Consider the following 24878-nt stretch of genomic DNA (forward strand, 5'->3'; position numbering starts at 1 on the left):
CTGGTCGGGGAGCGTGCCGGGCGTCGCGGGGCAGGCGGGACTTTGCTCACCCCTCCTAGTGCCTGTCGAGCACCGTCCCCGTCAGCACCGGCTTGTCGGGCAGCGGCTCGGCGTTTCTGTCGGTCAGTGCGAGGCGCATCGACTCGGCCGGCTCTGCCGCCTGGTCCCGCACGGTCGGCACGACGAAGTCCACGCTGGTGCTCCCGGGCGGGATGTTCAGCCACACCCACAGGTTCGCGTCGGACAGCGGGCGCTCGGGGTCGGGCACGTCACCGGACCAGTCCTCGAGCCACTGCGGGTCCACGTCCTTGGTGGACAGCTCGGCGCCCTCGGTGACCGGAAGCACCCGCACCGGCTCCCAGAGGTCCACCGCCGTGGGCTCCTCCACGGACAACCGCCAGGTCAGCGTCTCTCCCTCGGTCACCCGGTCCGCGACCGGCGACAGGGTGATCACCGGCGCGGGGTCGTCGTTCTCGACGGTGAGCCCGCCCCGGTGCTTGCCGACGACGGCGCCCCGGACGGCCTTGACGGCGATGTCGTGGTCCACGTCGTCGCCATAGGCCGTGTCGCCCTTCACCTCGACCGGCACGTCGATCGCGTGGCTGCCGGGCCGTACGGTCACGAGGCGGTTCTCGGCCCGGCCGCTGTCCGGGTCGAGGACGTACACGCGGACCCGCCCGCTGCCGTGCCCGGAGATCTCGACCGGGATCCGGTAGGTGCGGGTGCCCGAGTCGCCCTCCTTGACGATCGTGCGGCCCACGTCGACACGCGGCAGTGCGGCCGCCTTCACCGCGGGAGTGCCCGGCGCCCAGCCCCAGGCGTCCATCAGCCAGGCCCGCCCGGACCGCGAACGGGGCTTCAGCTCAAGGGACTTGACATGCCTGAGATCGAGCCCGGCCCGGGTCGCCGCCGACAGCGGGACGCGCAGCTCCTGAGCCCAGTAGGAGGCGGAGTTCTCGGAGCCCGGGAGGCCGTCCACCCGGACCGAGCCCAGCCTCACCCGACGGTTGGCGGAGTCGGTGACGGACACGTCGAACTTCGTGCCGGTCGTGTTCGGCGGTACGAAGATCCGGAGCGCGAGCTTCTGGGAGCCGCGGAGGGAGAGCGGCTTGGCCGGAGTGACACGCGCGGTCCGGCCCGGCGCGGACCACTTCAGGTCCACCGCGCTGCGGCCGGTCTCCCTTTCCGTCTCCCACGACGCGAAGTGCGGTGACGATCCGGGGGTCTCCGGGTCCAGACAGGCCACGGCCGGGTCGGGGTCGATCGCCGAACACAGCCGGGCGCCGCTCACCTTCGCCCCGCCGTCCGGCAGGAAACCACCGTTGCGGCGGCCGCCGACCGCGTGGGTCAGCACCCGGGCCGGGCCCGCGGACGGGGCCCGCTTGCCGGAACCGTCCAGCAGCGGACGCACCCGATCGTCCCCGGCCAGGAAGAGCCGGGCCGCCGCGGCGATGTACGTGGCGCCCGCCTTGTGCTGCTGGACGGCGGTCAGCCGGGTCGCGGCACCCGGCGTGCAGACCGGGTCCGGCTGATCGGGGTCGGTCCCGAAGTCGTCATTGGCCGGTGCGACGGCCTCGCCCGGGGTCCACTCGCTGTTGAAGTAGTTGTGGTTGGCGCCGATCATGTAGACCGCGCTGTGCAGTGCCGTGCCCCGGCTGATCCCGCGGGTCCCGTCGACGAAGGCCTCGCCCTGCAGGTCCGACACGTCGCCGTCGCAGCCCGGCAGCAGCGTCACGGACGGCACGTCGGCGACTGGATTCTGGCCGAAGATCGTCGGTCCGATGAGCACAGCCCCGCGCACCTTCCAGCGCACCGGGCCCCGGTAGCCGTCCTCGGCGGCCGGCGGCGGGTAGAGGCTGTCCATGGCGGCCCGGTTGACGCCCTCGCCACCGCGCGAGTGGCCGACGAGCAGGACGCGGGAGAGGTCCGCCTTCGCCGCCTTGCGCACGACGGCCGGGGCGGAGGAGCGATGGGCGGTCCAGTCGGCCCAGCGGGCGAGGTGCTGCCGTACCAGCGAGGAACGCGCCTGCGCACCGGCGTCCTCGGCCTCCCAGTCCTGGGCGTTGATGCCGTTCGCCGAGATCGACACCGTCACATAGCCCTGCGAGGCCAGCAGTCGCTGGTCGCGCAGGTAGCCCCGGTGGCTCGGGATCGGCTTGTGGCCGTCCGCGCAGGGCCAGTCGCCGGTCACGTCGTCCTCGGAGCCCGGCTTGTAGCAGGTGCTATGGCGGCCGTGGAGGAACAGCGCGAGCGGCCGGCTGCCGGTGGCGCCCTTCGGCGCCACCACCTTGGCGGTCATCTCCACCGGGGTGTCGAACCCGGGCAGGCGCACCGGAGCGAGGTCGTACTCCCCGGCGACCGTGCGGTACGAGCCGGGCTTGCCCGGGTCAACGCCGTTCGCCGGCGCCTGCGCGGGCATCCGTGCCACGCCCGAGCCGGACCTGTGCTCGTCATCGGCCGACGCGTCCAGCCGACGCCCCGCGGCCGTCACTTGGAGGTCCGTCAGCTGCTCGGGCCGCGCCTCGCCGACGGGGAGCCGGAAGGTCCGCCCGTCCCGCGCCGGCTTCGGCACCCCGAGCAGCCGGTCCCCGGTACGGAACTCGACCCGCGCGTCTCCCATCGGCACGGCCTTCGGCGCACGCCAGACCAGCTCGCGCGCCCCGCCCTCCCCGCCGATCCGCCACCCGGGCGGAAGGGGGTTGTCGTCCATCGCGCTCAACAGCCCCGGTTCTCGGGACTGTTCAGCCTGTGCCAGTCCGGGCGAGCCCGCCAGGGCCGCCAGCACCGCCACGGCGGTCACACATATTCGCCGGGCATGGATCAATGATCCTCTCCTCAAAACCCCGTGCGCAGACGTCCCGTCGGTCCCGGGCGTCTCTCGCGTCACAGAGGACGGGGGCGGGGAGTCTGTGGGTTGTCTGTGAGGAGACGCCCGGAGCGGGCGAGGGATGCGATCAAGCCAGTGCGGCCGATCGGTCTCCGACAACTGCGGGAGCCCTACAGGATCACGTGCGGCAGGAAGCGGGCGTATTCATCCGTGATCAAGCCAGAGCTCTCGCGGATGCCCAGGCCCGCCGACTCGTTCTCCACCACCCATGCGCCCAGGACCACCCGGTTGCCGTCGAAGTCGGGCAGGGGGGCCAGTTGCTGGTAGCAGCAGGGTTCGTCGCGGAGGGTGGGAGGGGAACCGGGCTCGTGGATCGTGACGCCGGCACCCTCTCGGCCCAGGAGGGGCTTGGCCACCCAGCCCTTCGCGGGCAGGTCCCGGGGGCCGTCCAAGTAGGCCGGGAGGAGGTTGGGATGGCCGGGGTACAGCTCCCACAGGACGGCCAGGAGCGCCTTGTTGCTGAGGAGCATCTTCCAGGCCGGCTCGATCCAGAGGGTCGTGCCCGTGCCGCCGCCGTTGTCCAGGGTGTCCAGGACGTGGTCGGCGAAGCGGTCGGTGGTGAGCCACTCCCAGGGGTAGAGCTTGAAGATGCTGCGGATGAAGCGGAGGCGGTTGTCGACGAAGCGGCCGGAGAGGCGGTCCCAGCCGATCTCCTCCATGGAGATCCAGTCGGTGGCCAGGCCTGCCTGCTCGGCCGTTTCCTTGAGGTAGGCGACCGTCATCATGTCCTCGCCGAGTTCGTCGGCGGAGGAGTACGCGAAGTACAGGGGGCTGCCCGGCGGGAGCAGGGCGGTCTGTTTCCGCCAGGCGTCGATCAGGCGTTCGTGGAGGGAGTTCCACTGGTCGGCGCCGGGGAAGCGGTCCTCCATCCAGAACCACTGGGGGGACGCGGCCTCCACCAGTGAGGTGGGAGTGTCGGCGTTGTACTCCAGGAGTTTGGCCGGACCGGTGCCGTCGTAGCGGAGGTCGAAACGGCCGTAGACGGAGGGGAGTTCGGCGCGCCGGTGCCAGGACTCGGCGACCGTGCGGGCCAGGCGCGGGTCGGTGATGCCCAGGTCCGCGAAGCGGTCCTCCGTGACGATGTGGTCGGCCGCCGCCAGGCACATGCGGTGGAGTTCCTCGACGACCTCCTCCAGGGCCTCGATCTCCGGGAGGGTGAAGACGTAGTAGGCGCTTTCGTCCCAGTAGGGGCGCAGGGTGTCGTCGGGGTAGCGGGTCAGGGGATAGATCAGGCCCTGTTCCTCGACGGTCTGCTGCCAGCCGGGGCGGGGGGTGATGGTGTGGCGTTCCATGCGTACGACCCCGGTCAGCCGCCGCCGCTGCCGGAGCCCGAGCAGCCGAAGCCGCCCCGGTCGACGGCCTCGCTGCGGCTGAAGGTGCCGTTGTCGGCGTAGCGGCCGCTGACGTCGGCGTCGTAGTACCAGTCGGCGTCCGTGGTGGTGGTCCTGCCGGTCTTCTTGCGGCTCTTGCCGTACGAGGAGGACGAGGAGCCGGACGCGCAGTTCTTGTCGGCGACGATCTTGTAGCCGTTGATGTAGTCGTAGCTGTCCTGGTCCACGCAGCGGCGGTCCGGCTCGGAGCCGCACGCGGACAGGGCCGCCGCGAGGACCCCCATGCCGCCCAGCACCACCGTGCTCGAGCGCAGTCGCCGCCGTGTTTCAGCCATGCGTGTGTCTCCCCGTGTCCCCGTCGTGTACCGCGTGTTCCTGTCATGTACTGCCGAGCGGTCAGCCTAGAGACCGGTGTGAGCGGGCGCGCACGGGCCCCTGGCTCACGCCCCCTCCCCTACTGTCGTTTTGTGATTTTTGGAATGGTGTGCGCCCTTGGTGCGGCGGTCTGCTTCGGTACGGCGACGGTGTTGCAGGCGATGGCCGCGCGGGCGGTGGCGGGCGGCCCGGGCGGGGACGTGGCGCTGTTGTGGCGGGCGTTGCGGCAGTGGCGGTATCTGGTCGGGCTCGGGATGGACGGGCTCGGCTTCCTGCTCCAGATCGTCGCGCTGCGGTCGGTGCCGATCTACGCCGTGGGGGCGGCGCTGGCCGCGAGTCTCGCCGTGACGGCCGTGGTGGCGGCGGGGCTGCTCAGGGTGCGGCTGAGCCGTGGGGAGTGGGCGGCGGTGGGGGTCGTGTGCGCCGGGCTCGCGTTGCTGGGTCTGGCGTCCGGGGCGGAGGGCGACGAGGGCGGACCGGTCTGGCTGAAGTGGGCGATGCTCGCTGCGGCGGGCGGAGTGCTGCTGCTCGGGGCGGCGGGAGGGCGGCTGCCGGAGCGGGGGCGGGCGCTCGCGCTCGGGCTGGGTGCCGGGCTGGGGTTCGGGGTGGTGGAGGTGGCGGTGCGGCTGATCGACGGGCTGACGCCCGGTGCGCTCGTCACGAACCCGGCGGTGTACGCGCTGCTGCTCGGCGGCGGGGCCGCGTTCCTGTTGCTGACCTCCGCCCTCCAGCGCGGGTCGGTGACCACCGCGACCGCCGGGCTGGTGCTCGGGGAGACGGTCGGGCCCGCGCTGATCGGCGTGGTGTGGCTCGGGGACCGCACGCGGCCCGGGCTGGGGTGGCCGGCGGTGCTGGGTTTCGCGGTGGCGGTGGCCGGGGCGCTGGCGCTGTCGCGGTTCGGGGAGGCGCCGGTCGAGCAGGAGGAGAGGCCGCAGGTCGAGGGGTTTCCCACCTACTGAAAAGCTTCACGTTCCGGACGATCGGAAAATTGTTTGTTGAATCTTGAACGCGGGTGAACCGCTTTCCGTATGGGACGGCGTGACCAGTAATCCCGTCACGGTCACCGTGGCCTATCGCGTGACGCCGGGCCGTGCGGCCGACTTCCACTCCTGGGGGTGGGCCATGCTGGGCGCTACCGCGCGGCAACCGGGGTTTCTGGGGGGTGGGGTACTTGTCGACGGAGATGCGGAGTGGCATGTCGTCTATCGCTTCGCCAGCGAGGGTTCGGCCCTGGCCTGGGAGAAATCGCCCTCCCGGGCACAGTGGGACGCCCGGCTGGAAGGGCTCGCCCAGGAGACGGCGCGCAGGCGGGTGCGGGGCGCCCGGGCCTGGTTCGAGGCGCAGACTCTGACACCCGCGCCACCGGCTCCGCCGTCGAAATGGAAACTGTGGTTCGTGAATATGAGCGCGGTTTTCCCACCGGTGCTCCTGTTCAATCTGACGGTGCTTCCCTATCTCGGTGACCTCAATGCACTGTTCCGCACGCTGTTGTTATGCCTGTGCGTGACGGCCCTTGTCACCTGGATTCTCATGCCGCGGCTCCAGCGTTTCTTCAGGAAATGGCTGTACCCGTCGCTCCAGGCGCTCCGCGGTCGGCACAAACGCCGGGCCATGTAGGCCCGCGAACGAACAGAGGGAGGTGGGCGGGTGAAGACCCTGCTCATCGACAATTACGACTCGTACACGTACAACCTGTTCCAGCTGATCGCCGAGGTCAACGGCGAGGAGCCGGTGGTCGTCCGCAACGACGCCGCCGCCGACGGGGTGCCGGATCTCCGGGAGTTCGACAACCTGGTGGTGTCCCCGGGGCCCGGACACCCGGCGGACGCGCGTGACTTCGGCATCGCGGCCAGGCTGGTCGCGACCTCCCCGGTTCCCGTGCTCGGCGTGTGTCTGGGCCATCAGGGGATCGCGCTCGGGGAGCGGGGGGTGGTGGGGCCCGCGCCGGAGCCGCGGCACGGGCATCTCTCGACGATCCGGCATGACGAGCGCGATCTGTTCGAGGGCCTGCCGCAGAACTTCACCGCAGTCCGCTACCACTCGCTGTCCGTGCGCGAACCGCTGCCGGAGATGCTGGAGGCCACGGCCTGGGCGGAGGACGGCGTCCTGATGGGCCTGCGGCACCGGACGCGGCCGCTGTGGGGCGTGCAGTTCCACCCGGAGTCCGTCCTCACGGAGTTCGGCCACCGCATGCTCGTGAACTTCCGCAACCTGACCGCGAAGCGGGCCGGCAAGCTGCGCACGAAGAACACGGCGGTGCCGTCCCCGGAGGCGGTCCGGCGCCGGGTGGCGGTACCCGAGTGCGAGGCGGGGGTGTCGCTGTCACCGGCAGCGGACCGTGGGTCTGCGGCTGCGGCCCGGGCGGTGGTCCCGGGCCACGGGGCGACTGCGTCTGAAGCCGGGGGCGGGGAGTCGGGCGGGGGTGCGCCGTCCGAAGGGGTTGTGTCGTCCTCCGGCGCCGGTCCGTCCGGGGGTGCTGGAACCCCCGGCCCCTCCGGCGCCGGCGCCCCTCCCGCCGCCACCATCCCCCGGCCCCGCCGGCCTCACCGGGTCGGGTACCGGCTGCACAGTCGGCGGATCGCCGGGGCCGTGGACGCCGAGGCGGCGTTCGGGCGGATGTACGCGGGGGCGCCGCGGGCGTTCTGGCTGGACAGTTCACTCGTGGAGCCGGGGCGGTCGCGGTTCTCGTTCTTCGGGGACGGCAGCGGGCCGCTCGCCGAGTTCGTGCGGTACGACGTCGAGACCGGGCGCTGTGAGATCGAGCGGGCCGGGCGGCCGGTGAGGAAGGTCGCGGCCAGTGTCTTCGACTACCTCAAGCGGCAGTTGAGCAGCCGCCGCGTGGACGCGACCGGGCTGCCGTTCGACTTCACCGGAGGGTACGTCGGCTACTTCGGCTACGAGGTGAAGGCGGACTGCGGGTCGCCCAACCGGCACCGCTCCCCCGTCCCGGACGCCGCCTGGCTGTTCGCCGACCGGGTGATCGCGGTGGACCACCAGGAGGGCTTCACGTACGCCGTCTGCCTCGCGGAGGACACCCCGCAGGCCGCGCGGGAGGCCGCCGACTGGCTGGAGAGCGCGCTGGCCGACCTCACGTGCGTGGCGACACAGCGGCCGCCCCTGCCCGTGCCACCCGCCCCGGCGGACCCCGGCGCCGCCGAGCCGTGGCTGGTGCGCGACCGGGCGACGTATCTCGCGGACATCGAGGCGTGCAAACGGGAGTTGCGCGCGGGCACCAGTTACGAGGTCTGCCTGACCAACGCCGCCCGGCTGCCCGCTCCGCCCGACGCGCTGGAGTTCTACCGGACGCTGCGCCGCGACAACCCGGCCCCGTACGCGGCGTTCCTGAGGTTCGGGGAGCTGGAGGTGGCCGGGTCCTCGCCCGAGCGGTTCCTGCGGATCGGACGGGACGGCACCGCCGAGGCCAAGCCGATCAAGGGGACCGCGCCGAGGGGCGAGGGGCCGCAGGAGGACGCCCGGCTGCGGGACGCGCTGGCGTCGGACGCCAAGACCAGGGCCGAGAACCTGATGATCGTCGATCTGCTCCGCAATGACCTGGGGCAGGTGTGCCGGACGGGCTCGGTGCGGGTCTCCAAGCTCATGGCCACGGAGACGTACGCCACCGTGCACCAGCTCGTCTCGACCGTGCGGGGCAGGCTGCGGGCGGACACGGACGCGGTGGACTGTGTCCGGGCCTGCTTCCCCGGCGGTTCGATGACCGGCGCGCCGAAGCTGCGCACGCTGGAGATCATCGACTCGCTGGAGTCCGAGGCCCGGGGCGTGTACTCGGGCGCCCTCGGTTACTTCGGGTGCGGCGGCGGCGCGGACCTCAGCATCGTCATCCGTACGGCCGTGTTCGCCGACGGCCGGATGCATCTGGGCGCGGGCGGGGCGATCGTCCTCGGCTCCGATCCGGACGCGGAGTACGAGGAGATGCTGCTCAAGACCGCGGCCCCGATGCGGGCCCTGCACCAGCACAAGGCCGACCGGATCCGGCGACAGGCCTCGCCGGGAGAGCGGGCCGGGGCCGCCGAGGAGGCACGGCGATGACCAGTCCGCAAGCCCTGCTGCACCCCGCCGAGGCCGAGGCGCCCGGGAACCTCGCGGCCCAGCTCGCGGAACTCGCCGAGCGGCGCGGGTGGAGCGGACGGACCGCCTTCCACCAGGGGCACCGGGCCTGGACCCACGGCGAGGTGCACGACCTCTCGGCCCGGGCCGCCACCGTGCTCGCCGGGCACGGGGTACGGCCCGGGGACCGTGTGCTGCTGGCGCTGCCCGACTCCCTCGCCTGGGTGACGGCCTTCCTCGCCACCGCTCGTCTCGGCGCCGTCGCGGTCCTGGTCAACCCCGAACTCCCCGCGGCCGACCACGCCTTCCTGGCCGAGGACACCGGGGCCGTGCTCTGTGTGACGGGGCCGGGTCTGGAGGAGCGGTTCGCCGGACGGGCCCGCCTGGGCGCCGACCAGCTGATGGCGCTCGCCCCCGCCGCCGGGCCCGCGCCCGCCCACCAGGCCGACGCGCACACCCCGCTCTACGTCCAGTACACCTCCGGCACCACGGGCCGCCCCAAGGGCGTCGTGCACACGCACGGCGATCCGCGGACGTACCACGACCTCGTCGGCCGGCGGGTGCTGCGGATCACCGCGGAGGACGTCACCCTGTCGGTGTCGAAGCTGTTCTTCGCCTACGGCTTCGGCAACGCCTTCGTCTTCCCGCTGTTCTCCGGCTCGTCCGCGGTGCTGGTGGACCGGCGCCCCACCCCGGCGATCCTCGACGAACTCGTCGCCCGGCACCGGGTGACGCTGCTGTACTCCGTGCCGTCCGCGTACGCCGCGCTGGTGGCCGAGCGGGGTCACGGGCACGAGGGCTGCTTCGCCTCGGTGCGGGCCGCGGTGTCGGCCGGCGAGGGGCTGCCCGAGGGGCTCGCCAAGCAGGTGACTTCGCTGCTCGGCGCGCCCGTGCTGGAGCAGATCGGCTCCACGGAGGCCGGTCACGCGTTCTGCGCCAACGGTTTCGCCCACAACCACCCGGGGACGGTCGGCCGTCCCGTGCCCGGCTTCGAGGTGGAGCTGCGGGAGGGGGACGGCCACCCGGTGCCGGACGGCGAGGAGGGCGAGATGTGGGTGCGCGGGCCGACGGTGACGCCCGGCTATCTGAACCGGCCGGAGGAGACCGCCCGGACCCTCGTCGGCGGCTGGCTGGCCACCCGCGACCGGGCGTGCCGCGAACCGGACGGCTCCTTCCGGCATCTGGGGCGGGCCGACGACATGGAGATGGTCGGCGGCATCACCGTCTCGCCGCTGGAGGTGGAGGCCGTGTTGCGCGGCCATCCGGCGGTGCGGGAGGTGGTGGTCGCGGCCGTGCCCGACGGGCGGGGCGCGAGCCGGCTGCGGGCCTTCGTGGTCCCCGCCGCGCCGGTGCGGGACGGCCTGGCGGACGAGCTCATCGGCCTCGCGCGGGAGAGCCTCGCCGCGTTCAAGGTCCCCCGCAGCGTCAGCTTCGTCCCGTCGCTGCCGCGCACCCCGACCGGGAAGCTGCGCCGCCATCTGGTGCGACGGGGCGCGTGGTGAACCCCGTGGAGGGGCGCCCGGTGAACCCGGTGGAGGGGCGCCCGGCGAGCCCCGCGGAGAGGCGCCCGGCGAACCCCGTAGAGAGGAACGACCGCATGCGAGCACCCCTGTTCACGGACCGCGGCTTCTATCTCGGACCGGTCTTCCGGCGTGCGGCCGACCGGCACGGGGCCGTCTTCGTCACCCTGGACCGGCCGCTGGACGTCGCTCCGGCCCTCGGGGTCGACCTGAGCTACACCGTGCTGGCCGACCTGGTCGAGGACCTGTCCGGCCGGCTCTGGGAGGCCGGGGTTCGGCCCTCGGAGCAGGTCGTCGTGCACAAGGCGGACAACGTCGACATCATGCTGCTGACCTGTGCCGTCGCGCGGATCGGTGCCGTGCCCGTGCTGCTGTCGCCCGCGCTGGCCCCCGCCGTGGCAGGGCAGCTGCTCGAACGGCTGCGCCGGCCCTGGCTGATCACCGACAGCGCCACCCTGGACGGCCTGAAGGAACTCGCCCTGTCCGGGCTCGTGCGGCGGACGCTCTGCGTGGACGACGCGGCCGGGGCGGAACCCCTGGCGAAGTACGCGGGCGCCGAGCCTCCCCCGCCGGTCCGGCTGCACCCCCGCGAACCCGCCCTGATCACCCACAGTTCGGGCACCACCGGCGTCCCCAAGCTGGCCGTGCACTGCGCGCACACCATGTGGAACCGGCTGGTGCCGCAGCAGGCGATGGGCTGGCCCACGCGGGGCGAGCCGGCGGCGCTGCACATGTCGTTCGTGCACTCGCGCTTCTACCATCTGCTCGGCGTCCTGCTGCACTTCGGCAGCCCGCTCGTGCTGATCACCGACCCGGACCCGGCCGCGGTGGGCCCGCTGCTGGTCCGGCACCGGCCCGGCATCGTGGAGACGCACCCCAACACGTTCGTGCTGTGGGAGGAACTGGCCGACGCGCCCGGCGCCCCGCTGTCCCGGGTGCGGGCGTACGGCTCCACGTTCGACGCGATCCATCCGCGCACCGTCCGGCGGCTGCTGGGCGCCTCGCGGCGCCGTACGCCCTGGCTGGTCCAGCTGTACGGGCAGAGCGAGACGGGCCCGGTGGCGTTCCAGGTGGTGACGCGGCGCAGTGCGGCCCGCGCGGACGGCCGCCGGGTCGGGGTCGGGATACCCGGCTTCACCCGCGTCCGGGTCACCGACGCCGGGGGCGGGCGGGTCCCGCCCGGCACCCCGGGCCGGATCGAGGCCCGTACCCGGGGCCGGATCCTCACCTACCTCGGCATGCCGGAGCGCTACGACCGTCAGCTCACCGACGGCTGGTGGGAGATGGGCGACATGGGCTACCGGAGCCGTCTGGGCGCGCTGTACCTGATCGACCGTGAGGTGGATCAGATCGACGCCGTGCACAGCAATCTGGAGGTCGAGGACGCGCTGATGTCCCGGCTGGAGGAGCTGCGCGAGGTCGTCATCGTGCCGGGCGCGGACCGGGAGCCGGTGCCGGTGGTGTGCGTGCGCGGCGAGCGGCCCCTGGACCCGGAGCGCTGGCGGCGGGCCACGGCAGGGCTGCCGGCGCTGGCCGAACCGCGGCAGTGGCGGTTCGAGGACCTGCCGATGACCGCGACGTGGAAGGTGAAGCGGGTGGAGATCGCCCGGATGCTCACCGAAGGGGCCCGGGCATGACGCCGGTCCTGGTCGTGGGCGCCGGTCCCGTGGGCCTGTCGGCGGCTCTGGCGCTGCGGGCGCACGGGCTGCCGGCCGTCCTGCTGGAGGCGGAGCCGGAGGACCGTGAACGGCCGGGCAGCCGGGCCCTGTTCGTGCACCGGGAGACCCTCGGCCTGCTGGACGCGATGCGGCCCGGCCTCGCGGCCGAGATCACCTCGTACGGCCGGACCTGGCACACCAGGCGCACCCTCTACCGGGGACGTGAGGTGTACTCCCGCACGTTCCCGCCCCCGTCCGGTCCGCCGCCCTTCACCAGCCTGCGTCAGACGGACACCGAGCGGTTCCTGCGCGCGGCCTGCGCGGAGGCCGGGGTGGAGTTCGTGTGGGGCGCGCGGGTGACGGGCGTGAGCACCGGCGAGACGGAGGTCCGGCTGACCGGTGAGGACGGGCGGGTGTGGACCGGCGCGTTCGCGATCGCCGCCGACGGGGCCCGCTCCGCGGTCCGGCGCGAGCTGGGCATCGCCCTGGAGGGCACGCACGGCGAGGGCTTCCACGTCGTCGTCGACGTCGGCGACGTGCCGGGCGCGGAGCTGCCGCTGGAGCGGGTCTTCCACTACGAGCATCCCGGGGTGGGCGGACGCAGTGTGATGCGGGTGCCGTTCACGGGGGGCTTCCAGGTCGACCTCCAGTGCCGGGACGACGACCGGCCGGAGGAGTTCGGCACCGAGGAGGCCGTACGGCGCTGGCTGCCCTCGGTCGTCGGGGACGGCTACGGCGAGCGGATCCTGTGGGTGTCGACGTACCGCTTCCTGCGCAAGGTGGCGGCGTCGTTCACCGATCCCCACCGGCGGGTGCTGCTGGCCGGCGAGGCGGCGCATCTCTTCCCGCCGTTCGGGGCACGCGGCATGAACAGCGGGATCGCGGACGCGGCCGCCGCCGCCGAGGCGATCGCCGCGGGGACCGGCGAGGCGGTCGCCGGGTTCGCGGAGGTGCGGCGGGCGGCGGCCCTGTTCAACAGTGCCGCCGCGGGTGCCGCCCTGGACCATCTGCGGCCGCGCCGGCGGATCGTCCGGGTCAGGCAGCGGACGGCGGCGGCCCTGGCGCCGGTGCTGCCGTGGTGCGGGTCGTGGCTGGAGCACGCGCCGTACGGGCCCCGGCACGGGGCACCGGCCGTCGCGGGACGCAAGTACTGAGGAGGGTGTGGGTGACGACACCGGCGGTGGCGGAAGGCCTGTGGACGTGGGCGCACGGCCGTGGCCTGGCTCCGGCCCCGGACCAGGTGGGCGGGGGGCGGCTGCTCGTCGCGGACTCGTGGCTGGTGCGCGGGGGCCGGGTGCGGGCCTATGACCGGCACCGGGAGCGGTTCGGGCGGGCCTGCGGTGACTGCGGCGGGCCTGAGCCGCGCCGGCTCGACGCGTTCTGGCAGGACGTGACCGCCGTACTGCCGCGCACGGGCGACTGGTTCCCTCGGGTGGAACTCGCGGCGGGTTCCCTGGAGTTGCGGCTGCTGCTGCGGCCCGCTCCGCCGCTCGGCACGCAGGTGCGGCTGTGGGCGGCGGGCCAGTCCGATCCGCGGACCGTGCCCCGCCGCAAGGGCCCGGACCTGGACACTCTGGCCCGGGTGCGCCGCCGGGCGTCCGGCGAGGGCGCGGAGGAGGCGGTGCTGATCGCGCCCTCGGGCACGGTGCTGGAGTCGGCCACGGCCAGCGTGCTGTGGTGGGAGGACGACACCCTGTGTCTGCCCCCGCCCCGGCTGCCCGTCCTGCCGGGGGTGACGGCCGGGCTGATCCAGGAGCGGGCGCTGCGGTCCGGGATCCGGATCGCGCACCGGGAGCGGACGGTGGCCGAGCTGGACGGCCGGGAGGTGTGGCTGGTGAACGCGCTGCACGGGATCCGGCCCGTGACGGGCTGGGTCGGGCGGCCGATGCGGGTGCCTCCGGCTCAGCGGGCCGGGGAATGGCGGAGGTGGCTGGACGGCCTCATGGAGCCGCTGCCGGCCGACTGATCCGAGGAAATGGCGACGCCGGGTCGAATTCGACCCGGCGCGTTTTTCCATGACTGCTTCAATTCTGTTTTTTCAGCTCTTCGGCGCCATACGCGTCGCTATCGCGATCCGGTTGTACGCGTTGATGACGGTGGCCGACCAGATGAGCGCCGCGATCTGGTTCTCGTCGAAGACTCCGGCCGCCTCGGCGTACACCGCGTCCGGGACGTGGCCGTCGTGGACGAGCGTCACCGCCTCGGTCAACGCCAGTGCCGCACGCTCGCGTTCGGTGAAGAAGGGCGTCTCCCGCCAGGCGTTCAGGGCGTAGATGCGCTGCTCGGTCTCGCCTCGGCCGCGGGCGTCCCTGGTGTGCATGTCGATGCAGAACGCGCAGCCGTTGATCTGCGAGGCGCGGATCCTGACCAGTTCCAGCAGTTCCGGTTCGATTTTGGCGTCCTGGGCCGCGGAAACGGCTGCGGCATGCAGGGAGCCCATCGCGGCGGAGACGTCGGGCGTTATTTTCTTCAGGGCCACGCGGGACGGGGAAATACTTTCACTCATGGGGTGACCATATCCGCTGAACGGCATTCCCGAGGGTAATTCGCGCGATTATCCGGGCAGTACCGCGCACAGCGCGTCCAGCGCCCCCGACCACGCGTGGTCCGGCGGTGTCCCGTAGCCGACGACGAGGGCGTCGGCGGGCTCGGCGAGCGCGGCGGCGTGCCGGTAGCGGGTGAGTCCGTGGACCGCCAGGCCCTGCCAGTGGGCCGCCTGGACCACCGACTGCTCGGTGCCGGGCGGCAGCCGCAGCAGGACGTGCAGCCCGGCCGCTATGCCGGTGACGCGGGCCTCTGGGGCCCGGGCCGCGACGGCGTCGACCAGGGCGTCGCGGCGGCGCCGGTAGCGCAGGCGGGTCGCGCGGAGATGGCGGTCGTAGGCCCCGGACGTGAGGAACTCGGTCAGGGTCAGCTGGTCCAGCACCCCGCAGATCTCGATCCCGCCCTTGGCCTCGGTGGTCTCCTCCGCGAGGCCCGGCGGCAGCACCATCCAGGCCAGCCGCAGCCCGGGGGCCAGGGACTTGCTCGCCGTGCCCAGATAGACCACCCGGTCGGGGTCCAGGCCCTGGAGCGCGCCCACGGGCTGACGGTCGTAGCGGAACTCTCCGTCGTAGTCGTCCTCCAGGACCAGCCCGCCGGTGCGGCGCGCCCAGTCCACGACGGCCGCGCGGCGGTCGCGGTGCAGGGGAACACCCATGGGGAACTGGTGGGCGGGGGTGAGGAGGACCGCGTCGGCGGCGGACAACGCGCCGGGGTCGGTGCCCAGCCGGTCGAAGGGCAGCGGGACCGTGCGCAGGCCGGACGCCGCCAGGATCCTCCGGTGCACATCGAGCCCGTACGACTCGACGGCGACCGTCCGTGCCCCGCGCGCCCGCAGGACCGTGCCGAGCAGCTTCAGGCCGTGCGCGAACCCCGCGCACACCACGATCCGTTCGGGGTCGGCGCGCACGCCCCGGGCCCGGGAGAGGTAGCCGGCGAGGGCGGCCCGCAGCTCGGGGCGGCCACGGGGGTCGCCGTAGTCCAGCGCGTCGTAGGGGGCCGCGGTGAGGGCGCGGCGGGCCGCCTTGAGCCACTGCGCGCGCGGGAAGGACGCGAGGTCGGGGCTGCCGGGGCGCAGGTCGTAGACGGGGCGGCTGCGTGCGCGGGCGTGGGGTGCCGCGCCGGCCGGCGGGACCACCGTCCGGTCGGCGACCCGGGTCCCCGAGCCCTGGCGGGCGGTGAGCCAGCCCTCGGCGACCAGGTCGGCATAGGCGTCGGCGACCGTGTTGCGGGCGATGCCCAGGTCGGCGGCGAGCGCTCGGGAGGAGGGCAGCCGGGTGCCGGGGGCCAGCCGGCCCGAGCGCACCGCCTCGCGCAGGGCGTCGGTCAACCCCCGCCGCAGGCCCGGGCCGGTCGGCTCCAGGTGCAGGTCGATGCCCAGAGTGGCCCATTGATCCGCCATGAAAGTGGACCATACCCCTGGGCTGCTTGCTCCCTAGGATCGAGGGCATGACGACCACGCACAGCGATGACACGACCGGCACGACGACTGTGGAGCACGCCCCCGAGCAGCCCGCCCGCCTGGAGTGGGCCAAGCACGCGCCCGAGGTCTACAAGGCGATGGTCCGGCTGGACATGGCCGCCCGGCAGGGCCTCGACCACACGTTGTACGAGCTGGTGAAGATCCGCGCCTCGCAGATCAACCACTGCGCCCTGTGCATCGATATGCACACCAAGGACGCCCTCGCGTCGGGCGAGAGCGTCGAGCGGATCGTGCAGCTCAGCGCCTGGGACGAGTCGCGGCACTTCTACACCCCGAAGGAGCTCGCGGCCCTGGAGCTGACGGAGGCCGTGACGGTCCTGACGGACGGTTTCGTGCCGGACGAGGTGTACGAGAACGCGGCCGCGCACTTCGACGAGGCCGAGCTGTCGCAGCTGATCGCCGCGATCACGGCGATCAACGCCTGGAACCGGTTCGGGGTGACCTGCCGGATGACGCCGGGGCACTACCAGCCGGGCCAGTACAAGTGACGGTCCGGACCGGGCTGTTGGACCCGGCGGTGGCCCGGGCCATGTCCGCGCTCGGCAAGGCCGCCAAGCAGGGCCTGGGCGACCCGGCCCTGGCCGAACTCGTCGTGATCCGCGCCTCGCAGCTCAACCACTGCGCGTTCTGCCTCGACATGCACCTCGCGATCGCCCGCGAGTCCGGGGTCGGGGAGAAGCAGCTCGATCTGCTGGCCGCGTGGAAGGAGGCCGGGGACGTCTTCGACGAGCGGGAGCGGGCCGCGCTGGCGCTGACGGAGGCCGTGACGGTTTTGACGGACGGTTTCGTGCCGGACGAGGTGTACGAGCAGGCCGCCAAGCACTTCGACGAGGCCGGGCTCGCCCATCTGATCGGCCTGGTCGTCGCCATCAACAACTGGAACCGGATGATGGTCAGCCGCCGGATTCCGCCGGGAGGTTACACGCCATGAGCAAGGCCGAGATGTTCCGCGCCCTGCACCACGACCGGGCGCCCGGCGATCCCCTCGTGCTGCCCGGGCCGTGGGACGCGGCCAGTGCCCGGGTGTTCGCCGAGGCCGGGTTCCCGGCGCTCGCCACGCCCAGTGCCGGGGTCGCCGCCTCCCTCGGCCACGAGGACGGGCAGGTCCCCGCCGACGAGATGTTCGCGGCCGTCGCCCGGATCGTCCGGGCCGTCGACGTGCCGGTGTCGGCGGACGTGGAGGGCGGGTACGGGCTCGCGCCGAAGGAGCTCGTGGAGCGGCTGCTGGAGGCCGGGGCGGTGGGCTGCAACCTGGAGGACTCCGAGGGCGGGGTGCTCAAGGATCCCCGTGCGCACGCCGACTGGCTGGCCGAGGTGCGGGAGGCGGCCGGCGACCGGCTCTTCGTCAACGCGCGCGTGGACACCTTCGCCTGCGGGGTCGCCGATCCCGAACAGGCCGTGGAGCGGGCCGCGTTGTACGTCGCCGCAGGCGCCGACTGCGTCTACCCGATCGGGGCCCCGCCGGAGGTGCTGCCGCTGCTGCGGGCCGGCATCCAGGGACCGATCAACGTGGGTGCCCGGACCGAGGGTGGCCCCACGCCCGCCGAACTCGGCGCGCGAGGGGCCACCCGGATCACCTTCGGGCCGGGGCTCCAGCGGCGGGCCGCCCGCGCGTTGCGGGAGATCGCCGCCGGGCTGCGACCGTAGGGACGCTCAGGACAGCCACTTCTTCCACGTGGACTTGTGGCTGTCCACCCACTTCTTCGCCGCGTCCTCCGGCGTCATCTTCTTGTCGGCGATCATCAGGGAGACCTCGTTCTGGTCCTCGGTCGTCCACTTGAACTTCTTCAGGAAGGCCGCCGCCTTGCCGCCGTTCTTGGCGAAGCCCGAGTTCAGGTACTTCTGCAGCGGCGTGTGCGGATAGGCGCAGGCGACCTTCTCCGGGTCGGCGTCGCAGCCCTCCTTGTACGGCGGCAGCTTCACCTCGGTCATGGGGACCTTCTTGAAGAGCCACTGCGGCGTGTACCAGTAGGTGAGGAAGGGCTTCTTCTCCTTGGCGAACTGCCGCATCTGCGTGATCTGTGCGGCCTCGGACCCGGCGAACACCACCTGGTAGTCCAGCTTCAGGTTCTTCACCAGCGCCTTGTCGTTGGTGACGTAGGACGGCGAACCGTCCATCAGCTGGCCCTTGTCTCCGCTCTCCGGGGTGCGGAACAGGTGGGAGTACTTGTTGAGGTTCTTCCAGTTGGTGATGTCCGGGTGCTGCTTGGCGAGGTACGTCGGCACGAACCAGCCGATGTGGCCGGTGACGCCGAGTTCACCGCCGGCGGTGATCGTCTTCTTGTCCTTGACGTACCGCTGCTCCTGCTCGGGGTGGCCCCAGTCCTCCAGGAGCGCGTCGACGCGGCCCTGGCTGAGGGCGTCCCAGGCGGGCACCTCGTCGACCTGGACGGTGTCGACGCGGTAGCCCAGCTCGTGCTCCAGGATGTACTGGGCGACGGCCACGTTGGCCTGGGCGCCCACCCAGGACTGCACGGAGAGGGTCACGGTCTTCGCGCCCTGGGCGTTGGCGAAGGGCGAGGCCTGCTTGGTCATGTCGGCGGCGCCGCAGCCGGTGAGCAGCGCCAGGGAGCTCACCGCGGCGACCGCGGCGGAGGTACGGAATCGCATGTCACGCTCCCTTCTTCGCGCGGCGTTCGGTGGGCTGCGTCACCCGGTCGAGCATCAGGCCGAGGCAGACGATCGCCGCGCCGGCCACCAGACCGGTCGCCAGGTCGCCCTGGGCGAGGCCGAAGACGACGTCGTAGCCGAGCGCGCCACCGCCGACCAGGCCGCCGATGACGACGACGGCGAGGACCAGGACGAGGCCCTGGTTGACGGCGAGCAGCAGGGCCGGGCGGGCCAGCGGGAGCTGGACCTGCTTCAGTTGCTGCCAGCTGGTCGCGCCGAGCGAGCCGGAGGCCTCCAGGGCGGCCGGGTCGACCTGGCGCAGGCCCTGGGTGGTGATGCGGACGACGGCCGGGAGCGCGTACACGATCGCGGCCGCGACGGCCGGGGCGCGGCCGACGCCGAACAGGGCGACGACCGGGATCAGGTAGACGAACTGCGGCATCGTCTGGAAGACGTCCAGGACCGGGCGCAGCATCCGCTCCAGGCGGTCGCTGCGGGCCGCCGCGATGCCGGTGGCGAGGCCCACGACGAGGGTGACGGCGACGGCGGCGAGGACCTGCGACAGCGTGTCGAGGGACGGCTTCCAGACGCCGAGCGCGCCGATCGCGGCCATGGCGAGGACGGCGGTCAGCGCGGTGTGCCAGGTGCCGATCACCCAGGCCAGCGCGGCGACGATCAGCAGGACCGACCACCAGGGCAGCCCCTGCAGGCCGTCACGCATCGGGTCGAGCACCCAGGTGGTGAAGTGGCCCGCCCAGTCGGCGGTGCCGCCGATCACGGGGACACCCGAGTAGAGGTGCGCGGTCATCCAGTCGACCACGCGGTTGACGGGCTCGGCGATGCCGACGACCCAGGAGTCGGGCCAGTCGAGCCGGCCCGCGAGACGCCCGGCGACCGCCACGGCGACGACACCGACCAGGGCGTACAGCCAACCGAGCCCGCGCCGGGGCTCCGGTTCGGCGCCGAGCCGCTCCCCCGCCGCGCCCGTGACGCGGTCCAGGACGACGGCCAGCAGCACGATCGGGATACCGGCGGCGAGCGCGGCGCCCACGTCGACCGAGGCCAGCGCCTGGTAGACGCGGTCACCGAGACCGCCCGCGCCGATGACGGCCGCGATGACGGCCATGGACAGCGCCATCATGATCGTCTGGTTGACGCCGAGGAGGAGTTCCTTGCGGGCCAGCGGGAGACGGGCGGTCAGCAGCCGCTGGCGTGCGGTGGAACCGAGCGACGCGACGGCCTCCAGCACCTCCTTGTCGGCGCCGCGCAGCCCGAGCGAGGTCAGCCGGGCCATGGGCGGGGCGGCGTAGATGACGGTGGCCAGGACGGCCGCCGGGACGCCGATACCGAAGATCAGCACGACCGGCAGCAGGTAGGCGAAGGCCGGGAGTACCTGCATGGTGTCCAGGACAGGGCGCAGGACGCGGTCCATCCGGTCGGACAACCCGGCGGCGAGCCCGAGCAGCAGGCCCACCACGACCGACGCGACGACCGCGACGACCATCAGGGCGAGCGTCTGCATGGTCGGCACCCACATGCCGAGCAGGCCGCAGGCCAGGAACGCGGTGCCCGTACCGAGGGCGAGCCGCACGCCCGCGACGCGCCAGGCGACCAGCGCGCCCAGGGCCGTGACGCCCGCCCAGCCGATGGCGAGGAGGGTGAGGTAGACGGCCCGTACGGCGATGACGACGACATTGCTGACGTGGCCGAGGAAGTACAGGAACAGCGGGTGGCTGTCGCGGTTGTCGATGATCCAGTCGCTGGCCTTGGCGAGCGGCTCGGAGAAGTCGACGGTCAGGGCGCTCGGCCAGGTGCCGCTCGCCCAGCGGGCGTTCGCCAGCGGGACGAGGATCGCGGCCGCGAGGGCCAGGAAGAGAAGCTTGCGGACGGCCGGGCGCTTGAGGAGGCCGGGCAGGCCGATACGCGGCGGGGACGCGGTGATCGTCGCCATCACACCGCCTCCTTGGGCTGCTCGGTCCCCGGCGGGGCGGGCTGCTCCGTGCCGGCGACGACGCCGAGCAGGGTGTCGGAGTCGACCACGCCCACGCAGCGGCCCTTGTCCATGACACGGGCCGGTGCGCCGGCGCGGGCGACCGCCTCGATGGCCTCGGAGACCGTCGCCTCGGGCCGGACCGCCGGTCCGCTGCCGTCCTGGTCGGCGGAGGGGCGGCGCATGGCCGTACGGACGGTCATGACCTGCTCGCGCGGGACGTCCCGGACGAACTCGCGGACGTAGTCGTCGGCGGGCGAGCCGACGATCTCCTCGGGCGTGCCGAGCTGCACGACCCGGCCGTCGCGCATCAGGGCGATGCGGTCGCCCAGCTTCAGGGCCTCCTGGAGGTCGTGGGTGATGAAGACCATCGTGCGGCCCTCTTCCTGGTGCAGCCGGACGACCTCCTCCTGCATGTCGCGCCGGATCATCGGGTCGAGCGCGCTGAACGGTTCGTCGAACAGAAGGACTTCGGGGTCGACGGCGAGGGCGCGGGCGAGGCCGACGCGCTGCCGCTGGCCGCCGGAGAGCTGGCCGGGACGGCGCTGTTCCATACCCTCCAGGCCGACCTTGGCGACGACCTCGGCGGCCCGCTCACGCCGCTCGGCCTTGCCCATGCCCTGGATCTCCAGGCCGTAGGCGACGTTGTCGATGACCGTGCGGTGCGGCAGCAGGCCGAAGTGCTGGAAGACCATGGCGGCGCGGTGGCGGCGCAGTTCGCGCAGCCGGGAACGGTCCATGGCGCGGACGTCCTCGCCGTCGATGGCGATGGTGCCGGCGGTCGGCTCGATCAGCCGGGTCAGACAGCGCACCAGCGTGGACTTGCCGGAGCCGGACAGGCCCATGACGACGAAGACCTCGCCCTTGCGCACGTCGAAGCTGACGTCCCGGACGGCGGCCGTGCAGCCGGTGCGGGCGCGCAGTTCGGCGGGGTCGAGGGCGGTGAGCTCGGGGTCGCCCGGAACGCGGTCGGCCTTGGGGCCGAACACCTTCCACAGGCCCTCCACCGAGAAGACGGGGGTCGTGTCCATGGTCTGCTCCGTGGGGGGTTCGAGGGTCGCGGTCACTTGGCACCACCACCGATCAGCTCGGCGGCACGCTCCCCGACCATGAGCACGCCGATCATCGGGTTCACGGTGGTCATCGTGGGGAACACGGAGGCATCGGCGATGCGGATGCCCTCCAGGCCGCGGATGCGCAGCTCGGGGTCGACGACGGCCAGCCGGTCGTCGGCGTCGCCCATCTTGCAGGTGCCGGCGGGGTGGTAGACGGTGTGGGCGACCTTGCGGGCGTACTCGCCGAGCTCCTCGTCGCCGGTGACGTCCGGGCCGGGGGCCACCTCGCGCTTGAGCCAGCCGGCCAGGGGTTCGGTCTTGGCGATCTCGCGGGCGATCCTGATGCCGTCGACGAGGGTCTTGCCGTCGTAGTCGTCCTCGTCGGTGAAGTAGCGGAAGTCCAGGGCGGGCTTGACCTCGGGGTCGGCGCTGGTCAGGTACAGCCGGCCGCGGCTCTTGGGCTTGGGGATGTTCGGGGTCATCGAGACGCCGAACTCCGGTCGCTGGTAGCCCAGTCGCTCCGGATTGTCCGTGAAGGGGATCTGGTAGAAGTGGAACATCAGGTCGGGGTGCGGCAGTTCGGGGTCGCGGCGCACGAACAGGCCCGCGTCCGAGTCCATCGCGGAGTTCTCCGGGATGGGGCCGTTGGTCTCCCAGACGATGACCGACTCGGGGTGGTCGAGCAGGTTCTCGCCGACGCCCGGCAGGTCGTGCGTGACGGGGATGCCGAGCTTCTCCAGGTCCGACTTCGGGCCGATGCCGGAGTGCATCAGCAGCCGGGGCGAGTCGACGGCGCCGGCGCACAGCAGGACCTCGCCCCGCGCCTTGACGAGGATCTCCTCGCCGTCCTTGGTGCGCACGTGCACGCCCGTGGCGCGGTTGCCCTCCAGCTCCAGCTTGTACGCCCAGGTCTCCAGCAGGATCGTCAGGTTGGGGCGTTCGTCCATCACCGGGTGCAGATACGCCACCGACGCCGAGGACCGCTTGTTGTTCTCGGGGTGGTAGGCGAGGTCGAAGAAGCCGACGCCCTCGGTGAACGGCTTCTGGTTGAAGCCCTCCACGCGCGGCACGCCGAGCGCCTCCTGGGCCGCGTCGACGAAGTCGCGGGCGATGGCGTTCCGGTCCTGCTCGTCGACCGGGACGATGTTGTTGAGCAGGCGCGCGAAGTACGCCTCCATCTGCACCGCGCCCCAGCCCTTGGCGCCGGCGGCCTCCCACTCGTCCCAGTCGGCGGGCAGCGGCTTGAACGCGATCAGCGTGTTGTGCGAGGAGCAGCCGCCGAGGACCCGGGCCCGGCTGTGCCGGATGTGCGAGTTTCCGCGTGGCTGCTCGGTGGTGGGGTAGTCGTAGTCGAGCTCGCCGCCCAGCAGGCCCATCCAGCGGCGCAGGGTCAGCACGTCGTCGCGGCCGACGTCGCTGGGGCCGCCCTCGATGACGGCGACGGAGACGTCGGGGTTCTCGGTCAGGCGGGAGGCAATGACGGAACCGGCTGTTCCGCCGCCTATCACGACATAGTCGTACTCATGGTTGTGGGACATGGCGTGCTTGCTCCAGAGGGGATGAACCAGAGGGGACGAAGGGACGGGGCTCGGAGGGAGGAGGGTGGCCCTGGGCGGGGAGTCAGCCCGCGAACCAGCGCACGGGCTTCGGCGCGAGGTTCTGGTAGACGTGCTTGGTCTCGCGGTACTCGGCGAGGCCGGCCGGGCCGAGTTCGCGGCCCACTCCGCTCTTGCCGAAACCGCCCCATTCCGCCTGCGGCAGGTAGGGGTGGAAGTCGTTGATCCAGATCGTGCCGTGCCGCAGCCGGCCGGCCACGCGCCGGGCGCGGCCCGCGTCGGTGGTCCAGACGCCGCCCGCGAGGCCGTACTCGGTGTCGTTGGCGAGGGCGACGGCCTCGTCCTCGGTATTGAAGGTCTCGACGGTGAGGACCGGCCCGAAGACCTCCTCCCGCACGACGCGCATCTCGCGGTGGCAGTGGTCGAGGACGGTCGGCTCGTAGAAGTAGCCGCTCTCCGGGCGCTCGGGGGACGGCTCGGGGCGCTTGCCGCCGGAGCGCAGCACCGCGCCCTCCTTCAGGGCGGACTCGACGTACATCTCGACCTTGGCGCGCTGCTGCTCGGAGACCAGCGGGCCGCACTCGACGCCGTCCTCGGTGCCGCGGCCGAGGCGGATCTTCTCGGCCCTGCGGGCGAGTTCGGTGACGAAACGGTCCCGCACGGACTCCTCGATGATGAGGCGGGCGCCGGCCGAGCAGACCTGGCCGCTGTGGATGAAGGCGGCGTTGAGGGCCTGGTCGACGGCGGTGTCGAAGTCCTCGTCGGTGGCGCAGGCGTCGGCGAAGACCACGTTGGGGTTCTTGCCGCCGAGTTCGAGGGCGACCTTCTTCACGGTCGGCGCGGCGGCCTGGGCCACCTTGGTGCCGCTGATCAGGCCGCCGGTGAAGGAGACCAGGTCGACGTCGGGGTGCTCGGAGAGCCGGGCGCCGACCGAATGGCCCGGCCCGGTGACGATGTTGGCGACCCCGGCGGGCAGTCCGGCCTCGACGAGCAGCTCGATCAGCGCGATGGTCGTCATCGGGGTGATCTCGCTCGGCTTGATGACGAAGGTGTTGCCGGCGGCCAGGGCCGGGGCGATCTTCCAGCTGGCCTGGAGCAGCGGGTAGTTCCAGGGGGTGATCATCGAGCAGACGCCGATGGGCTCGTGCACGACGACGCTGTGGATGTCGGGCGAGCCCGCGTCCACGACCCGGCCGGGCGACTCGCCGGCCACCAGGTCGGCGAAGTACCGGAAGGCGTCGGCGACGCAGTCGATGTCGACGCGCCCTTCCTCGACGGTCTTGCCCGCGTCGCGGCTCTCCAGCAGCCCGAGCTGCTCGCGGTCGCGCACGAGCAGGTCGGCGACCCGCCGCAGCAGCGCGGCCCGCTCCCCGACGGGCGTCCGCGGCCACTCCCCCTCGTCGAAGGCGCGCCGGGCGGCGGCGATCGCCAGATCGGTGTCCTTCTCGTCGCCCTCCGCGACCACGGCGAACGGCAGGGCGTCCGCGGGGTCGAGGATCTCGCGCGTGGCGCCGGAGACGGCCGCACGCCATTCCCCTCCCGCGTGGATGGTGCTGCGCGCCTGCAGTTCGTTGCTTTCCGCCATGATCGCTTTCGCCTTCCGTTCCTGATCAGCGCCCCTGTGTCACACATGTGTCACTAAGAGACCGAGAGCGCCTGCCCTCCTCCCCTCGATGCATGCGCGATCCATGGCCGAAAGTGCGCTGTGTCACTGGAGATGCGGGCAATCAGGGGCAAAGGGGGGCACGGAACGGGGGTGATCACCGGGTACAGGGCTCGCGGAAGGGCGCCGGACAGCCCGCAGGCC

20 protein-coding genes are annotated in these 24878 nt (G+C 72.6%); 10 read left to right on the forward strand and 10 right to left on the reverse strand.

Going from position 1 to position 24878, the window contains the following annotated elements:
* Positions 1-55: 55 nt before the first annotated feature.
* The 3 genes from ACZ3I3_RS05565 to ACZ3I3_RS05575 all read right to left on the reverse strand — a co-directional run bounded on the left by ACZ3I3_RS05565 (position 56) and on the right by ACZ3I3_RS05575 (position 4553).
* On the reverse strand, positions 56-2824 hold the full coding sequence (locus ACZ3I3_RS05565; RefSeq protein WP_467362824.1) for an alpha/beta hydrolase: 2769 nt from the start codon (positions 2822-2824) through the stop codon (positions 56-58).
* 173 nt (positions 2825-2997) lie between these two features.
* Positions 2998-4179, reverse strand: a complete 1182-nt coding sequence (locus tag ACZ3I3_RS05570; protein ID WP_467362826.1) for a glutathionylspermidine synthase family protein — start codon at positions 4177-4179, stop codon at positions 2998-3000.
* 14 nt (positions 4180-4193) lie between these two features.
* Complete coding sequence (locus tag ACZ3I3_RS05575; protein ID WP_467362827.1) at positions 4194-4553, reverse strand: hypothetical protein; 360 nt, start codon at positions 4551-4553, stop codon at positions 4194-4196.
* A gap of 144 nt (positions 4554-4697) precedes the next feature.
* Between ACZ3I3_RS05575 and ACZ3I3_RS05580 the strand changes: the two genes are divergently transcribed.
* The 7 genes from ACZ3I3_RS05580 (at position 4698) to ACZ3I3_RS05610 (ending at position 13802) form a co-directional block, all read left to right on the forward strand.
* Positions 4698-5552, forward strand: a complete 855-nt coding sequence (locus tag ACZ3I3_RS05580) for a DMT family protein (protein ID WP_467363361.1) — start codon at positions 4698-4700, stop codon at positions 5550-5552.
* A gap of 43 nt (positions 5553-5595) precedes the next feature.
* Positions 5596-6210, forward strand: a complete 615-nt coding sequence (locus ACZ3I3_RS05585) for an antibiotic biosynthesis monooxygenase (RefSeq protein ID WP_467362829.1) — start codon at positions 5596-5598, stop codon at positions 6208-6210.
* A 30-nt stretch (positions 6211-6240) separates the two neighbouring features.
* Positions 6241-8640, forward strand: coding sequence for an aminodeoxychorismate synthase component I (gene pabB / locus ACZ3I3_RS05590; protein ID WP_467362831.1), 2400 nt, complete (start codon positions 6241-6243; stop codon positions 8638-8640).
* On the forward strand, positions 8637-10160 hold the full coding sequence (locus ACZ3I3_RS05595) for an AMP-binding protein (protein ID WP_467362833.1): 1524 nt from the start codon (positions 8637-8639) through the stop codon (positions 10158-10160). The genes pabB and ACZ3I3_RS05595 overlap by 4 nt, the downstream gene beginning before the upstream one ends.
* Positions 10161-10255: 95 nt before the next feature.
* Positions 10256-11815: a class I adenylate-forming enzyme family protein gene (locus ACZ3I3_RS05600; protein ID WP_467362835.1), complete on the forward strand. Its 1560-nt coding sequence runs from the start codon at positions 10256-10258 to the stop codon at positions 11813-11815.
* Positions 11812-12990 (forward strand): FAD-dependent monooxygenase, encoded by a 1179-nt coding sequence (locus ACZ3I3_RS05605; RefSeq protein ID WP_467362837.1) that lies wholly within the window; start codon positions 11812-11814, stop codon positions 12988-12990. Before ACZ3I3_RS05600 ends, ACZ3I3_RS05605 begins: the two co-directional genes overlap by 4 nt.
* An 11-nt stretch (positions 12991-13001) precedes the next feature.
* A complete protein-coding gene (locus tag ACZ3I3_RS05610; RefSeq protein WP_467362839.1) occupies positions 13002-13802 on the forward strand; it encodes an aminotransferase class IV in 801 nt (266 codons plus the stop codon).
* A gap of 72 nt (positions 13803-13874) precedes the next feature.
* On the opposite strand, the gene ACZ3I3_RS05615 is transcribed toward ACZ3I3_RS05610, so the two are convergent.
* Complete coding sequence (locus ACZ3I3_RS05615; RefSeq protein WP_467362841.1) at positions 13875-14342, reverse strand: carboxymuconolactone decarboxylase family protein; 468 nt, start codon at positions 14340-14342, stop codon at positions 13875-13877.
* 48 nt (positions 14343-14390) lie between these two features.
* Positions 14391-15779, reverse strand: coding sequence for a MocR-like pyridoxine biosynthesis transcription factor PdxR (pdxR, locus tag ACZ3I3_RS05620; protein ID WP_467362843.1), 1389 nt, complete (start codon positions 15777-15779; stop codon positions 14391-14393).
* Positions 15780-15826: 47 nt separating this feature from the next.
* Between pdxR and ACZ3I3_RS05625 the strand changes: the two genes are divergently transcribed.
* Genes ACZ3I3_RS05625 through ACZ3I3_RS05635 form a run of 3 tightly spaced genes read left to right on the forward strand, consistent with a single transcriptional unit; the run spans position 15827 to position 17507 of the window.
* Entirely contained in the window at positions 15827-16348 is a 522-nt protein-coding gene (locus ACZ3I3_RS05625) for a carboxymuconolactone decarboxylase family protein (RefSeq protein ID WP_467362845.1), read from the forward strand.
* Positions 16345-16791 carry a carboxymuconolactone decarboxylase family protein gene (locus tag ACZ3I3_RS05630; RefSeq protein WP_467362846.1) on the forward strand — a complete coding sequence of 149 codons (447 nt, stop codon included), beginning with the start codon at positions 16345-16347 and terminating at the stop codon, positions 16789-16791. The genes ACZ3I3_RS05625 and ACZ3I3_RS05630 overlap by 4 nt, the downstream gene beginning before the upstream one ends.
* On the forward strand, positions 16788-17507 hold the full coding sequence (locus tag ACZ3I3_RS05635) for an isocitrate lyase/PEP mutase family protein (protein WP_467362848.1): 720 nt from the start codon (positions 16788-16790) through the stop codon (positions 17505-17507). The genes ACZ3I3_RS05630 and ACZ3I3_RS05635 overlap by 4 nt, the downstream gene beginning before the upstream one ends.
* A gap of 6 nt (positions 17508-17513) precedes the next feature.
* Here ACZ3I3_RS05635 and ACZ3I3_RS05640 read toward each other — a convergent pair whose 3' ends face one another.
* The 5 genes from ACZ3I3_RS05640 to ACZ3I3_RS05660 form a co-directional block, all read right to left on the reverse strand.
* Entirely contained in the window at positions 17514-18470 is a 957-nt protein-coding gene (locus tag ACZ3I3_RS05640; protein WP_467362850.1) for an ABC transporter substrate-binding protein, read from the reverse strand.
* 1 nt (position 18471) lies between these two features.
* Entirely contained in the window at positions 18472-20421 is a 1950-nt protein-coding gene (locus tag ACZ3I3_RS05645) for an ABC transporter permease (protein WP_467362851.1), read from the reverse strand.
* A complete protein-coding gene (locus tag ACZ3I3_RS05650) occupies positions 20421-21491 on the reverse strand; it encodes a quaternary amine ABC transporter ATP-binding protein (RefSeq protein ID WP_467362853.1) in 1071 nt (356 codons plus the stop codon). Before ACZ3I3_RS05650 ends, ACZ3I3_RS05645 begins: the two co-directional genes overlap by 1 nt.
* A 32-nt stretch (positions 21492-21523) precedes the next feature.
* Positions 21524-23053, reverse strand: a complete 1530-nt coding sequence (locus ACZ3I3_RS05655) for a GMC family oxidoreductase (protein ID WP_467362854.1) — start codon at positions 23051-23053, stop codon at positions 21524-21526.
* An 82-nt stretch (positions 23054-23135) separates the two neighbouring features.
* The gene (locus ACZ3I3_RS05660) at positions 23136-24656 is read right to left on the reverse strand and encodes an aldehyde dehydrogenase family protein (RefSeq protein ID WP_467362856.1); all 1521 of its coding nucleotides are present in this window, start codon (positions 24654-24656) and stop codon (positions 23136-23138) included.
* Positions 24657-24878: the final 222 nt, after the last annotated feature.

It is taken from the genome of Streptomyces sp. NPDC016851 (genome assembly GCF_055562795.1).